Raw genomic sequence first — 13,087 nt, 5'->3', positions numbered from 1 at the left:
GCCCTAGAAGGGCAGGTTCATGTCCTTGGGCAGACCAAGCTCTTCAGTCAGTCGCGACATCTCGCTTTCGCTACGTTCCTGCGCCTTGGATTGTGCGTCCTTGATCGCGGCCAGGATCAGATCCTCGACCACTTCCTTTTCGTCCGGATTGAAGATCGAGGGGTCGATATCCAGCCCCGTCAGCACACCCTTGGCGGTGGCCGTCGCCCTGACCAGACCCGCGCCGCTTTCCCCCACAACGGTCATTGTGGACAGACTTTCCTGCAGATCCGCCATCTTGGTCTGCATCTCTTGCGCGGCTTTCATCATCTTGGCCATGTCGCCAAGACCACCCAATCCCTTCAGCATCTCATGCTCCTTAAAAATCTCGTGGTTCCGTCTTAAATACGGTCCGCAGGTGGGGCTTACAAGGCACGGCTGAACCAGACAAGCTCCGCGATCGACTTGAACTGCGAAACCCCCATCGACCTGCGTTGGTTGCGCGCTTTGGACCCAGGCGCATCAAGCCGCTTGACGACATCGTCGCGAGAGGCTTCCCAGATCTCAAAGACATCATAGTTTCCATGCATTAGCACAAGCCGGACGGCGTCAAACTCCTGATCCGTGTTTATTTTCGACACCCTGCCCCAGGACGTCCCGTCCTTCTTCCATCGTCCCTTGATCTGGATTTTCTCTTTTCTGTCTTTTCTTGTGCGATACGCGTCGAAACCGGCGGTGCGCGCCTCGGCAAGATCCAGACCAAGCAGCCTCGCTGCTTCCATTTCGGCAATCTCGCCCGTGACACCCAGCGGCTTGCCGGTCAGGTGATAATACTCAACGGCAAGGGATTTGACCTCTTCCAGTATCGCAATCTCGGAACGTGTCGGTGTCTGCATTATTCTTCTTCGAACGGATCCCATTCATCCTCGACCTCGGGCAACGCCTCGGCTGCGGCCACATCCGCGATGTCGTCGGCGGTGCGAATCTCAGTGATCCGTGCTTTCGGAAACTGCGCGATCACCGCCTGCACCAGCGGGTGCGCTGCGGCTTCCTCTTCCAGTGCGCGCTTTTCACCATCCCGGGTTTCTGTGATGGTCGCAGCCTCGCACCCGTTGACCAGTGTCACGCCCCAGCGCACCCCGGTCCAAACCTGCAACCGCTGGGCCAGGCGGGCGGCCAGATCGGATCGCGCCTCTTCGCTTGGCGTGAACTCGATCCGCCCCGGCGCATAGGCCGCCAGACGCACACCGCCTTCCACCTCGACCAACAACTGCACGTCGCGGTTGGCCCGGATCAACTCGATCACATCCTCAAACCTTGCATACCGCGCCAAGGCGTTTTCGGGCTGCTGCGACACGGCCAAAGCGGTCGCGCCTGATCCGGACGACCCCGCACCCGTCCCTCCCGGACTGCCCGACAACCGGGGGGCAGCAGAGCCCTGCCCCATCGGCGCCCCGTCGCCTGATGGCGCAGGCGCACCCCCCGACGGCCCCGCTGGCGGCACAGGCTGATCTTTCAGCTTGCGCACCAGTTCTTCCGGCGTCGGCAGATCGGCCACATGAGTCAGCCGAATGATCGCCATTTCGGCCGCCATCATCGCGTTGGGCGCGGCAGAGACCTCTTCGATCGCTTTCAGAAGCATCTGCCACATCCGCGACAGAACCCGCATCGGCAAGGCGTCGGCCATGGTCTGGCCCCGACGACGTTCGTCCAGGGATATGGTGGGATCTTCCACCGCCTCAGGGGTGATCTTGATCACACTGACCCAATGCGACACCTCGGCCAGATCACGCAGGACGGCCATCGGGTCGGCCCCGTCAGCATATTGCCCGCCAAGTTCGACCAGCGCACCCGCTGCATCCCCCTTCACGATGAAATCCATCAGGTCCAGAACCCGGCCCCGATCCGCCAGACCCAGCATGGCGCGCACTTGATCGGCGGTGGTTTCTCCGGCGCCATGGCTGATCGCCTGATCCAACAGAGACTGCGCATCGCGCGCCGATCCCTCAGCCGCCCGCGTGATCAGGGCCAGCGCATCATCGGCAATGGCCGCCCCCTCGGCATCGGCAATCCGGCGCAACATGGCCAGCATGTCCTCGGGCTCGATCCGGCGCAGGTCAAACCGCTGACACCGGCTCAGCACCGTCACCGGTACCTTGCGGATTTCGGTCGTGGCAAAGATGAATTTCACATGCGCCGGGGGTTCTTCCAGCGTCTTCAGAAGCGCGTTGAACGCGTTCTTCGACAGCATGTGAACCTCGTCGATGATATAGATCTTATACCGCGCCGACGCCGCCCGGTAATGCACGCTGTCGATGATTTCGCGGATATCATCCACCCCGGTGCGCGAGGCCGCATCCATCTCCATCACGTCGACATGGCGTCCTTCGGCAATCGCCACGCAATGTTCGCACTGGCCGCAAGGCTCGACCGTCGGGCCACCCTGCCCGTCCGGCCCAACACAGTTCATCCCCTTGGCGATGATCCGGGCCGTGGTCGTCTTGCCCACGCCACGAATGCCCGTCATCACGAAAGCCTGAGCGATCCGGTCCGCCTCGAACGCATTTTTCAGCGTGCGCACCATTGCCTCTTGCCCAACAAGATCGGCGAAGGTTTCAGGGCGGTATTTGCGGGCCAGAACCTGATAGGGCTTTGCCTTTGGCGTATCTGAGGAAGCTGCGTCTGACATATGACCCTTCGGTGCCGGATTCGGTTCCGGGCCAGATTAGGCCGGGCATCACACGGCGTCCACCGAACTCTGATTGGATCGACCCTGCCCACATGATAAACGCCAATTATGCCGAACAATTTCACCATCTCAGACCTCGCCCTGGGACACGGGTATCTGGGCGTTTGTCCACTTCCAGGACGTTGGGGCAGCTATTCAGAAGACCTCGGGGTGATCCGGGACTGGCACCCATCGCTCGTCCTGTCCCTGACAACCGCTGCAGAAATGGCTGCATATGGCGCATCCAGCCTGCCGGCTGATCTGACCAAGGCCAGCATCGCGTGGCACCACCTGCCCATCCCCGATTTCGGCACCCCGAAGGCGGAAACCCGCGAGACATGGACCAATGCCTCACGCTTCGCTCATGCCAGCCTGGCCTCGGGCGGCAAAGTGCTGGCCCATTGCAAGGGCGGATGCGGACGATCAGGCATGATCCTTCTGCGCCTGATGGTCGAGCATGGCGAACCACCGGACACCGCCCTGTCACGCCTGCGCCGCACGCGCCCCTGCGCCGTCGAAACGGACGCGCAAATGCTCTGGGCCACCCGGGCAGGGCGCTGATCCCACCCATATCCGGGCTTCTTCTGGCCAAAAATATCCTGGGGTGAATGCGCGCACGCGCAGAGGGGCAAGGCCCCTCCGCCCAAGACCCGCTACCGCCCCTTGCGTTTGCCAGACCCTTTCACAACGCCTTTCACCATTTTCGAGAATTTCCGCTCCCGCGCCCGGCTTTCCGCGATGGTCTCGGTGTTCTTGGCCTCGCCTGACCGCAGCTTTCGCCAGCGTTGCAACCGCTCCGGGTCCAACTCTCCATCCTCGATGGCCGCGCGCACGGCGCATCCCGGCTCGGTGTCGTGGGCACAATCAGAGAATTTGCACCGGGCTTCCAGCTCGGCCAGGTCATCGAACACACTGTCGATCCCTTCACGCGTATCCAGCAAACGCAGGGCGCGCATCCCCGGCATGTCGATGATCCAGCCACCGTTCCGCATGGGATGCATACTGCGCGCGGTGGTCACGTGCCGGCCTTTGGCGTCGTCTTCGCGGATGCCACCGGTGGCGGCATCCCCCCCGGTCAACGCGTTGGTCAGCGTGGTTTTCCCTACACCGGATGACCCGATGAAGGCCGCGGTCTGCGGCGGTTTGCACCAGGCCGCGACGGCCTCGGCGGCTGACGCCTCACGGGCATTCACCGTCAGGATGGTCAGCATCGGGTCCAGCGCCTGTGCCTCGGCCTCGAACGCGCGGGCATCGTCGCACAGATCGGCCTTGGTCAGGACCAACACGGGATAGCACCCGGCCTCATGAGCCAGCGCCAGAAACCGTTCGATCCGGGCAATGTTGAAATCCTCGTTGCACGAGGTCACGATGAATAACGTGTCGACATTCGACGCGATCAACTGCGTCTGTGCATCGGTCCCCGCCGCGCGCCGTTGCAGCAGAGATTTCCGCTCCAGCACCTGCTGGATCCGCATTTCTGGGTCAACCAGCACCCAGTCTCCCACCGCCAGCTCTCCTGCCGCCAGTCTGGGCGAGGTCAGCGTCGCCTCGCCCGCCTCGCCCAGTGCGGTCATGCGGCTGCGGTGAATTTCGGTAATCCGGTAAGGGGTCAGCTCCGGCGCGGCCTCGCGCTGGGTCTGAAAGAAGGACGACCATCCAAGGTCCGTCAATTGATATGTCATTGGTTTGCCTGTTTCAGCATGGCGTTTCACCCCGCGCGCAAAAGCGGCTTGGGATGTGCGTGCTCAGGCAGAAAGGGGATATACCCGCTTAGCAAATTCCTGCCCGAAGGGGGGTGGTGGCAATCATGATATCCCTCCGTTCATTCGCCCGCGCCTTCGATGGTCGGGACCGGGTGTTTCGCTTTGGCAAAACTTCGTTTCGCCAGTCGGAGTTTCAATTGCGTTGTAATTGAAACTGGGTGAGAGGCTGAACACGACCCAAGCGGGGCTCGTTGTGGCTGCTTCCTTCCGGACCTGACCAGATTGGCGAGGCGCCTGCCCGCGCCAACCTCTCGCCCTTCATATATGAGGCCGCCTTGTCCGATGCAAGCCTCAGAGTTCCATCTCGTAATGTGCAAAGCCACCTGCATCGTGGGTTTGCACATTGCGGATCGGCAACCACGGGTATCGCACGGTTGCATGGCGGGCATCGGGCGACGACTTGAACCGGACGCTGGCGCCCGCAACCTCGCAAAACCGCCAGATCGGATCCTGCGGAATACGGACCAGCCCGACCCGCTGCACATGTGCTTTCAGCACATCCCGGATCGGCAAGGGCGGCATGGGCACGCGGCGATCTTCCGGCGCTTCGGGAAATCCGCCACCACCGCAGGCGCGAAAATCGCTGGTGGCCAGCAGAAACTCATCTTTGTCGCGCACCCGGCGTCCCTGGTGGCGCAGATCGACGATCCGACCGCCGCTCAGCCCCAAGGGTGCCCCCTCTGGCGTGAAGCGCGCCGGTTGGCGCAGGTCGATCCGATAGGTCAGACCAAGCACGCTTTCCAGCAGATAGCCGGGTGTTCCGTCATCTTTCAGCCACACGGCCCGTTCCCCCGGCAACACCTGGTTGAACAGGCTGGCCGACCGCTCCAGCCAATGCCGCAGATACGCGCCGGTCGCCCGGACCAGCATCAGTTCGTTCGGAAACACATAGAGGTCGGACAAGCTTCGCAGGGTCATCCGCCCCGCGCGCACGCACGAATAGTATTGCGGCCCCGCCAGCCCGCCGGATTTGAAGGGCGCGCTTGATGCCAGAACGGGCAAATCGCTGCCCAACCTGTCGGCTTGCAGCTGTCGCGCATGGGCCAGCATCGCCTCTTGCACAAGCCGTGTGGCGCAATCGCCGCCGACAAGCGCGAAATAATTGTCCAGATCCGTGGTGCAGCGGGCAATCGGGGTGCGCATATGGTTTAACGTGCTTTCATGCAGGTGCTGAACCCAGTTTGGAAACGGCCGCACTGTGCCAGACGCGGTGCCAGCGGCCTTTGCCCCCGCAACCTTGCGCAACGCGGCGTGTCCCGCGGCCACTGTCCAACCACGGACATCCCGCGTCAGATCAAGGTCGATCACCCCAAGATGCGACCCCCAGAACCCCGGCACGATGGTCGGCACATGGTTCAACCGGTCACACAGCCCGTCTGGCCGCAAATCTGGCGCATCGGGGTCTGGAAACACCTGATGGGAATGCCCCCCGACGATGGCGTCGATCCCGGCAACACGCGACAGGGGGCGCAAGGCGTTCTCCATCCCGTCGCGATGAACGTCATCCCCTAGCCCGGAATGCGCCAGCGCCACGATAATATCCGCCCCCCGCGCTTTCAGATAAGGCACGAAACAGCGCGCTGTCTGGATGATGTCACGGGTCTGCGGCGCGGTTCCCGAGTTGTGACCAAGCTTCAACGATCCGGGTGGCAGGAACCCAATCACACCGATGCGGATATCACGCATGACGCCATCTGCGTCGGAAATCCGGCGGTTCAGCAGGGCGAAAGGCGGGACCAGCGTGGCATCCTGCAAGGGCGTTGCGGCCCGGCGCAGGATGGTATTGGCCGAGACAATGGGAAACCCGGCCTGTTCGATGGCATCGAACAACACCGCCACGCCCCGGTCAAAATCATGGTTGCCCAAGGTCGCCGCATCATATCCAAGATGTTCCATCGCCGCGATCATCGGATGCACCACGGGGGCATCCGCCCCGCTCGCGGCGCGATATTGCTCGACCACCAGATCGCCCATTGCCGTGCCGTGCAGAAAATCCCCGTTGTCCAACAGAATGGTGTTCGGTTCTTCCGCCCGCGCCTGTGCAATCAGATCTGCGGTGTTGGTCAGCCCCCAGCCCTCCACGGGTCGGTCTGCCAGATAGTCATAGGGTAGAATGTGCATGTGCAGGTCCGTGGTTGCGAGAATACGCAACCGGGCGCGCACCGGAACGACCCGTTCGACGCACTGTTCGACACGCGTCAATGCCAATGTTCCTTTTGCCTGCTCAAGTTCGGCCCTTCTGGATTCTCGCTTCAAGCATTGAAAAACATTCTTGGGTGTTTTGAAAGATGCTTTACGCAACTTTAACGTGCCTTTCTGTCTGCCAGCGAAACCGCTTGGTCGGATCGCCCTGTTTTGCCCATGTTATATGCGACTACGTCCTGCTAGCTTGTCCGAAACGCAACGGGACCGCATCAGAGGTGAGCATGAAAATTGCCGAACAAGTGACCTTCGGCACCGGGCGTCTGGACCGCGCCACCGAGCTGCGCAATGACGCCGCAGAGCTTGCGCGGATGGCCCGCAACGCGCGTGTCCTACCGCTCTGGCGCGGCAAGCCGCTGATCGACCAGGGACCGGATCACAGGTTTGCGCTGGCCTTCCTGACCTTGGATCACCCTATACTGGCGGCACGCCAGAAGGGGCTGGTCTTTCTGGGTCGCGATCCGCAGGGCCCGCTGTTCGCGCTGGATGTCTCGGACTGGGAGGCCGAGGGCGACGCCCTCGATCCCACCGTTTTTTTCGATCAGACTTGGCAGCGGTTTCCAGACACCGCCGACACAAGCGGATTTGGCGAATTGCGCGGCGTCATGGCGCACCTGACCCCGCTTGAGGCCGAGATCGCCGCCACCGCCCGCAGCATCCTGGAATGGCACCGCATTCATGGATTCTGCGCCAATTGCGGGGCGAAAAGCACCCCCGTGCAAGCAGGCTGGCAACGCGATTGCCCGGACTGCGCGCGGCCCCATTTTCCGCGCACCGATCCGGTTGTCATCATGCTGATCACCCATGGCAACACCGTCCTGATCGGGCGCAATGCCTTGTGGCCCAGGGGAATGTTCTCGCTGCTGGCCGGGTTCATGGAGCCGGGCGAGACGATCGAAGCCGCCACCCGCCGCGAGGTGTTTGAAGAAACCGGCGTGCGTGTCGGTGCGGTCGACTATCTGGCCTCGCAGCCCTGGCCCTATCCGTCATCGCTGATGATCGGCACCCGGGGGATGGCCACCACCACGCAGATCTCGATCGACCCTGACGAGCTGGAACAGGCACGCTGGGTCACGCGCGAGGATATGCTTGAGGTGTTCGCCGGCCAAAACCCTGATATGATGCCGGCCAGAAAAGGCTCCATTGCCCATTTTCTGCTGACAAACTGGCTTGCAGACCGGCTGGATTAAGACCAAAACCGATGCAGGATCGTCCGAAACCAATGAGACCCGCATGAAGTTCAAGACCCGCGAAGACATCGAGGCCACGTTGGAGCAGGTGTTCGAAGCCGTGTCGGATTTCGACAGTATGGAACGTGCCGCCCTGCGCCGCGGGGCCGAGGTGACGCGCACCGACACCCTGACGGCACCGAGGCAGGGTATGACCTGGCACGCCGCTTTTCCGTATCGCAACCGCATTCGAACGGCGGATATGCTGCTGAAAACATATGAGGCACCGCACCAGATCGAGCTGTTCTCGAAAATCTCGGGGATCGAGGCCACGGTCGAGGTCGAACTTTTGTCGCTGTCACGCAACCGCACCCGTATGATCATGAGCATCGACATGCGGCCCAGAACCATTCCGGCGCGGCTGCTGTTGCAGTCCATGAAACTGGCGCGTGCCTCGCTGGTAAAACGCTATCGCAAGCGGGTGGCAAAATACGCCATGTCGATCGAAAACCGGTACCGGACCACTGCCCACCCTATTCGCTGACCCGCGACCCGGGGTCAGACAGGCTCGGAATCAGTCCCGGGCAGGATCGCGGGGATAGACGCCCAGAATGTCCAGCGACGAGGTGAAATAGGCCAACTCCTCCAGCGCAAGCTGCACCGGGCGGTCGTCCGGGTGGCCCTCGATATCGGCGTAAAAGCGTGTCGCGGTGAAGGATCCGTCCACCATATAGCTTTCCAGCTTGGTCATGTTCACGCCATTGGTCGCAAACCCGCCCATCGCCTTATAAAGCGCCGCAGGGATGTTGCGCACTTCGAACACAAAGGTTGTCATCATGCCATGGTCGCCACGCCGCCTGTGATCGGCTTCACGCCCCATGATCACAAAGCGTGTCGTGTTGTGGCCATGGTCTTCCACATCTTCGGCCAGCACATCCAGCCCGTAGATTTCGGCAGCCAGGGCCGAGGCAAGAACGCCCTCGCCTTCAGCCTTTGTCCGGGCGAGCTTCGCCGCCGCCCCCGCGCTGTCAGCCGCAGAAACCCCGCGTATGCCGTGGCTTTTCAGGAACGCCGCCGATTGTGGGATCAGCACCAAATGGGCGCGCACGGTCTTGATGTCGTCCACCTTCGCCCCGGGCAAACCAAGCAAGCTGATGCGCACGCGCACGAAAGCCTCGTCCAGGATGTGCAACCCGCTTTCGGGCAGCAGGCGGTGAATGTCGGCAACCCGGCCATAGGTGGTGTTTTCAATCGGCAGCATCGCCTGATCGGCTGTCCCGCCGCGCACCGCTGCGATCACCTCTTCAAAGGATTCGCAGGGCATCGGGTCCAGGTCAGGGCGAGCGGCCAGGCAGGCCTCGTGCGAATAAGCGCCGGGTTCCCCCTGAAAGGCGATACGGCTGGTCATTTCGCGGCCCCCTTCTGCCGGTTAGCGTTAAAGTGCAACACATCGCGCCTCATATCGCTTGAAACATGGCAATGGAAGCGGCTAGAAGGCTTTTGACTTTGGATGAGACGGAACGCGACATGTTCGACACAATGACAATGACGAAAGCCGGGGCCGCTGTAATCGGTGCCCTCCTGTTCTTCCTGCTGGGCTCCTGGGCGGCAGACAGTCTGTATTCGACCGAGGCCGGTGGCCACGGTGGCGAAGACGGTCACACCCAGACCGGCTATGTGATCGCAACCGAAACGGATGGCGGCGAAGCCGAGGAAGAGGAAGAGGCCGTGCCCTTTGCCGATCTGCTGGCCGCTGCCGATCCGGCCAAGGGTGAAAAGGTCTGGGGCAAATGCCGCGCCTGTCACAAGCTGGAAGATGGCGCCAACGGCACCGGACCGCACCTGTATGGCATCGTTGATCGTGAGATCGCGAATGTCGCCGACTTCAACTATTCCGACGCTTTGGCCGGTCTTGACGGAAGCTGGACGGCTGACGAGCTGAACGAATGGCTGGCCAACCCGAAAGCCTATGCACCGGGCAACAAGATGACCTATGCCGGTTTGAAGAAAGAAGAAGATCGCGCAAATCTGATCGCCTATCTGCAAACCATTGGCGGCTAACCGCTGAGATACAAGTGTTTATGGGCCGCCCTGAACCGGGGCGGCCTTTTTTCTTTGCAACGCGCCACAGATTTCGCCCGATCACCAAATCGCGCCTTGCAGTTTATCGGGCACCCCCTTTAGCTTATTCAAAACGATTTTCGTCGATCCGCTGAAGGAGATCCCGATGAAGCCAGCCCGGCCCCGCACCATCGCCACTGTTTTCCCAACGCGCAGGCAGGCTTTGCAAGGCGTCCTTACGGGGCTGGTGCTTTTGTTTCTGCCTTTGGGTGCCGGGGCCGAGACGACCATCAAATCACATGCCTATTCCTATTTCGGCGTTCCGAAATACGGCCCGGATTTCACTCATCTTGACTATGTGAACCCCGATGCGCCGAAGGGCGGCGAGATCGTCATAGCCTCGGAAAGCGGCACCTTTGACAGCTTCAATCCCTATGCCCGCAAGGGGGTTCCGGGGGCGCTGGCGTCCAGCAATGTCGAACGGCTGATGACCGGCACCGCGGACGAGATCGGCACATCCTATGGCCTGCTGGCCGAAAGTCTGGAATACCCGGAAGATCAAAGCTGGGTCATCTTCACCCTGCGCCCAGAAGCCCGCTTTGCCGATGGCACGCCAGTCACGGCCGAAGACGTGGTCTTTACCCACGACCTGTTCATGGAACAGGGGCTGATCAGCTTCCGCGAAGGCGTCAGCCGGATCATCTCGGGCGTCGAGGCGCTGGATGCGCAGCGTGTCAAATTCACCTTCAATCCGGACTCGTCCGTCCGCGACCGTATCGGGCAGGCAGGTGCCACCCCGGTGTTGTCGAAAGCGTGGTTCGAGGAAACCGGCGCGCGGTTGGATGAAAGCCGCCTGGAACAGGCGATGGCCACCGGCCCCTATGCGCTGGACAGCTATCAGATCAATCAGCGCATCGTCTACAAACGCAACCCCGATTACTGGGGGGCGGACCTGCCGATCAACAAGGGGCGCTGGAACTTTGATACGATCCGGGTTGAATACTTCGCCGACAGCAACGCCGCGATGGAGGGGTTTTCATCCGGCAGCTATACATTCCGCATCGAAAACAGCTCGAAGGAATGGGCGACCTCGTATGATTTTCCGGCGGTGAAGTCCGGCCATGTGATCAAGGCCGAACTGGATGACGGCAACCAGGCCTCGGGTCAGGGCTTCGTCTTCAACCTGCGCCGCGAGAAATTTCAGGACATTCGCGTGCGCCAGGCCATCGGGTTGATGTTCAACTTCACCTGGTCGAACGAGGCGCTGTTCTATGGCCTATACGAGCGGGTAAACAGCTTTGCCGAAAACTCCTATCTCGAAGCGACGGGACTGCCATCGCCAGAAGAACTGGCCTTGCTGGACCCCTTGGCCGACAAATTGCCAGACGGTGCGTTGGGCGAAGCCATCATGGCCCCCACATCCGGCAACAAGCAGTTTGACCGGCGCAACGCCCGCGAAGCCTCGCGCCTGCTGGAGGACGCAGGCTGGACTGTCGGCAATGACGGGATGCGCCGAAACTCGGCAGGCAATACGCTGAAGGTCGAGTTTCTGACCTTCTCGCCCACCTTCGACCGGGTGATTACGCCTTACGTGGAAAACCTGCGGAAGATCGGGGTTGATGCAGTGTTGAACCGGGTGGATACCTCGCAGTTCGTCGATCGTCGCTATGCGTTCGATTACGACATCATCACCGACCAACTGGCCTTCGGCAATGAACCCGGCAGCAATCTGGCGCAGGCTTTCGGCTCCGAGGATGCGGCTGTTTCCGTCTTCAACTCCCCCGGGGTGGCGGATCCGGCAGTGGATGCGCTGATCGAAGTCGTGCGCAACGCCGATACCAAGGAAGAGCTGGTCACCGCGACCAAGGCGCTGGACCGGGTGATGCGCGCGATGCGGATCGTTGTGCCGCAGTGGTACAAGAACAAGCACACGGTCGCCTATTACGACCAGTTCGAACACCCCGACCCCATTCCGCCCTATGATCTGGGCTATCTGGACTTTTGGTGGTTTAACGCAGAAAAAGCAGAAAAACTGAAGGCAGACGGCGTGCTGCGCTAGGCCGCGCACGACCACGGCACGAATAAGAGAGCGAGACCCAAATGGGCGCATATATTCTGCGCAGGCTTCTTCTGATCATCCCGACCCTTTTCGGGATCATGGTGATCAACTTCACGCTGACCCAGTTTGTTCCCGGTGGCCCCATCGAACAGATCATCGCCCAGATGGAGGGCGAAGGCGACGTGTTCGCCACCATCGCCGGAGGCGGTGCAGATGCAGGTGCAGGCGGCGGCGGGGATGAACGTTATCTGGGCGCGCGGGGTTTACCGCCAGAGTTTATTGCCGATCTGGAAAAGGAATTCGGCTTCGACAAACCCCCGGTCGAGCGTTTCTTTTCGATGCTGTGGAACTATGTGCGGTTCGATTTCGGGGAAAGTTATTTCCGGTCCATCGGCGTGTTCGAGCTTGTGGCCGAAAAATTGCCCGTTTCGATCACGCTGGGGCTGTGGTCCACGGTCATCGCTTATCTCATCTCGATCCCGCTGGGTGTGCGCAAGGCCGTGCGTGACGGGTCAAAATTCGACACCTGGACATCGGGCGTGATCATCGTGGCCTATGCCATCCCCGGCTTTTTGTTCGCGATCCTTCTGCTCGTCGTCTTCGCAGGCGGGTCATACCTGCAATGGTTCCCGCTGCGCGGCCTGACCTCGGACAATTGGAGCGAGCTGAGCCTTTGGGGCAAGATCGTGGATTACTTCTGGCACATCACGCTGCCGGTGCTCGCATCGACCATCGCAAGTTTCGCAACCCTGACGCTGCTGACCAAGAACAGCTTTCTGGACGAGATCAAGAAGCAATACGTTGTGACAGCCCGCGCCAAGGGGCTGACCGAACACCGTGTTCTGTATGGTCACGTCTTCCGCAACGCGATGTTGATCGTAATCGCGGGCTTCCCGGCAGTATTCCTTGGCGTCTTTTTCGGCGGCTCGGTCATTATCGAAACGCTGTTCTCGCTGGACGGACTTGGCCGACTGGGGTTCGAGGCGGCGTTGCAGCGCGATTACCCCGTCATCTTCGGCACACTGTTCGTCTTTGGCCTGATCGGCCTTCTGGTCGGTATCCTGTCGGACCTCATGTATGTCTTCGTCGATCCGCGCATCGACTTTGAAGGGCGCGAGGTCTGACG

Annotated in this window: 12 protein-coding genes and 1 other RNA gene; 6 read left to right on the top strand and 7 right to left on the bottom strand. The window is 61.1% G+C overall.

Annotated features, from left to right (window positions below):
- Positions 1-3 precede the first annotated feature (3 nt).
- From MUY21_RS05120 to MUY21_RS05110, 3 genes are read right to left on the bottom strand one after another with little or no spacing between them, the layout of a single operon-like run.
- Positions 4-348, bottom strand: coding sequence for a YbaB/EbfC family nucleoid-associated protein (locus MUY21_RS05120; RefSeq protein WP_248409287.1), 345 nt, complete (start codon positions 346-348; stop codon positions 4-6).
- Between the two features lie 56 nt (positions 349-404).
- Positions 405-875, bottom strand: coding sequence for a hypothetical protein (locus tag MUY21_RS05115; protein ID WP_248409286.1), 471 nt, complete (start codon positions 873-875; stop codon positions 405-407).
- The gene (locus MUY21_RS05110) at positions 875-2,668 is read right to left on the bottom strand and encodes a DNA polymerase III subunit gamma/tau (RefSeq protein WP_248409285.1); all 1,794 of its coding nucleotides are present in this window, start codon (positions 2,666-2,668) and stop codon (positions 875-877) included. The genes MUY21_RS05115 and MUY21_RS05110 overlap by 1 nt, the downstream gene beginning before the upstream one ends.
- A gap of 108 nt (positions 2,669-2,776) precedes the next feature.
- Between MUY21_RS05110 and MUY21_RS05105 the strand changes: the two genes are divergently transcribed.
- Positions 2,777-3,268 carry a protein-tyrosine phosphatase family protein gene (locus MUY21_RS05105; RefSeq protein WP_248409284.1) on the top strand — a complete coding sequence of 164 codons (492 nt, stop codon included), beginning with the start codon at positions 2,777-2,779 and terminating at the stop codon, positions 3,266-3,268.
- A 92-nt stretch (positions 3,269-3,360) separates the two neighbouring features.
- Here MUY21_RS05105 and rsgA read toward each other — a convergent pair whose 3' ends face one another.
- The 3 genes from rsgA to MUY21_RS05090 form a co-directional block, all read right to left on the bottom strand.
- Positions 3,361-4,389: a ribosome small subunit-dependent GTPase A gene (rsgA, locus tag MUY21_RS05100; protein ID WP_248409283.1), complete on the bottom strand. Its 1,029-nt coding sequence runs from the start codon at positions 4,387-4,389 to the stop codon at positions 3,361-3,363.
- Positions 4,390-4,626: 237 nt separating this feature from the next.
- Positions 4,627-4,724, bottom strand: an RNA gene (ffs, locus tag MUY21_RS05095) — signal recognition particle sRNA small type.
- 37 nt (positions 4,725-4,761) lie between these two features.
- Positions 4,762-6,672: a bifunctional 2',3'-cyclic-nucleotide 2'-phosphodiesterase/3'-nucleotidase gene (locus MUY21_RS05090; RefSeq protein ID WP_282568960.1), complete on the bottom strand. Its 1,911-nt coding sequence runs from the start codon at positions 6,670-6,672 to the stop codon at positions 4,762-4,764.
- A gap of 224 nt (positions 6,673-6,896) precedes the next feature.
- Here MUY21_RS05090 and nudC point away from each other — a divergent pair, with 224 nt between their 5' ends.
- Complete coding sequence (gene nudC, locus MUY21_RS05085) at positions 6,897-7,862, top strand: NAD(+) diphosphatase (protein ID WP_248409282.1); 966 nt, start codon at positions 6,897-6,899, stop codon at positions 7,860-7,862.
- A 43-nt stretch (positions 7,863-7,905) separates the two neighbouring features.
- Entirely contained in the window at positions 7,906-8,385 is a 480-nt protein-coding gene (locus tag MUY21_RS05080) for an SRPBCC family protein (RefSeq protein WP_248409281.1), read from the top strand.
- A gap of 30 nt (positions 8,386-8,415) precedes the next feature.
- Here MUY21_RS05080 and MUY21_RS05075 read toward each other — a convergent pair whose 3' ends face one another.
- On the bottom strand, positions 8,416-9,249 hold the full coding sequence (locus tag MUY21_RS05075) for a prephenate dehydratase (protein WP_248409280.1): 834 nt from the start codon (positions 9,247-9,249) through the stop codon (positions 8,416-8,418).
- Between the two features lie 119 nt (positions 9,250-9,368).
- On the opposite strand from MUY21_RS05075, the gene MUY21_RS05070 reads away from it, so the two are divergent.
- The 3 genes from MUY21_RS05070 to MUY21_RS05060 all read left to right on the top strand — a co-directional run bounded on the left by MUY21_RS05070 (position 9,369) and on the right by MUY21_RS05060 (position 13,085).
- The gene (locus MUY21_RS05070; RefSeq protein WP_248409279.1) at positions 9,369-9,902 is read left to right on the top strand and encodes a cytochrome c family protein; all 534 of its coding nucleotides are present in this window, start codon (positions 9,369-9,371) and stop codon (positions 9,900-9,902) included.
- A 166-nt stretch (positions 9,903-10,068) separates the two neighbouring features.
- Positions 10,069-11,961 (top strand): extracellular solute-binding protein, encoded by a 1,893-nt coding sequence (locus tag MUY21_RS05065; protein WP_248409278.1) that lies wholly within the window; start codon positions 10,069-10,071, stop codon positions 11,959-11,961.
- A 41-nt stretch (positions 11,962-12,002) separates the two neighbouring features.
- Positions 12,003-13,085 (top strand): microcin C ABC transporter permease YejB, encoded by a 1,083-nt coding sequence (locus tag MUY21_RS05060; RefSeq protein WP_248409277.1) that lies wholly within the window; start codon positions 12,003-12,005, stop codon positions 13,083-13,085.
- Positions 13,086-13,087 lie beyond the last annotated feature (2 nt).

It is taken from the genome of Aliiroseovarius sp. S2029 (assembly GCF_023195575.1).
GTDB classification, from domain to species: Bacteria; Pseudomonadota; Alphaproteobacteria; order Rhodobacterales; family Rhodobacteraceae; genus Aliiroseovarius; species Aliiroseovarius zhejiangensis.
This window is presented reverse-complemented; position numbering and strand designations above follow the sequence as displayed.

Coding starts and splice junctions, on each gene's coding strand:
- MUY21_RS05120 (WP_248409287.1), bottom strand. CDS start 348: ATGCTGAAGGGATTGGGTGGTCTTGGCGACATGGCCAAGATGATGAAA.
- MUY21_RS05115 (WP_248409286.1), bottom strand. CDS start 875: ATGCAGACACCGACACGTTCCGAGATTGCGATACTGGAAGAGGTCAAA.
- MUY21_RS05110 (WP_248409285.1), bottom strand. CDS start 2,668: ATGTCAGACGCAGCTTCCTCAGATACGCCAAAGGCAAAGCCCTATCAG.
- MUY21_RS05105 (WP_248409284.1), top strand. CDS start 2,777: ATGCCGAACAATTTCACCATCTCAGACCTCGCCCTGGGACACGGGTAT.
- rsgA (WP_248409283.1), bottom strand. CDS start 4,389: ATGACATATCAATTGACGGACCTTGGATGGTCGTCCTTCTTTCAGACC.
- nudC (WP_248409282.1), top strand. CDS start 6,897: ATGAAAATTGCCGAACAAGTGACCTTCGGCACCGGGCGTCTGGACCGC.
- MUY21_RS05080 (WP_248409281.1), top strand. CDS start 7,906: ATGAAGTTCAAGACCCGCGAAGACATCGAGGCCACGTTGGAGCAGGTG.
- MUY21_RS05075 (WP_248409280.1), bottom strand. CDS start 9,249: ATGACCAGCCGTATCGCCTTTCAGGGGGAACCCGGCGCTTATTCGCAC.
- MUY21_RS05070 (WP_248409279.1), top strand. CDS start 9,369: ATGTTCGACACAATGACAATGACGAAAGCCGGGGCCGCTGTAATCGGT.
- MUY21_RS05065 (WP_248409278.1), top strand. CDS start 10,069: ATGAAGCCAGCCCGGCCCCGCACCATCGCCACTGTTTTCCCAACGCGC.
- MUY21_RS05060 (WP_248409277.1), top strand. CDS start 12,003: ATGGGCGCATATATTCTGCGCAGGCTTCTTCTGATCATCCCGACCCTT.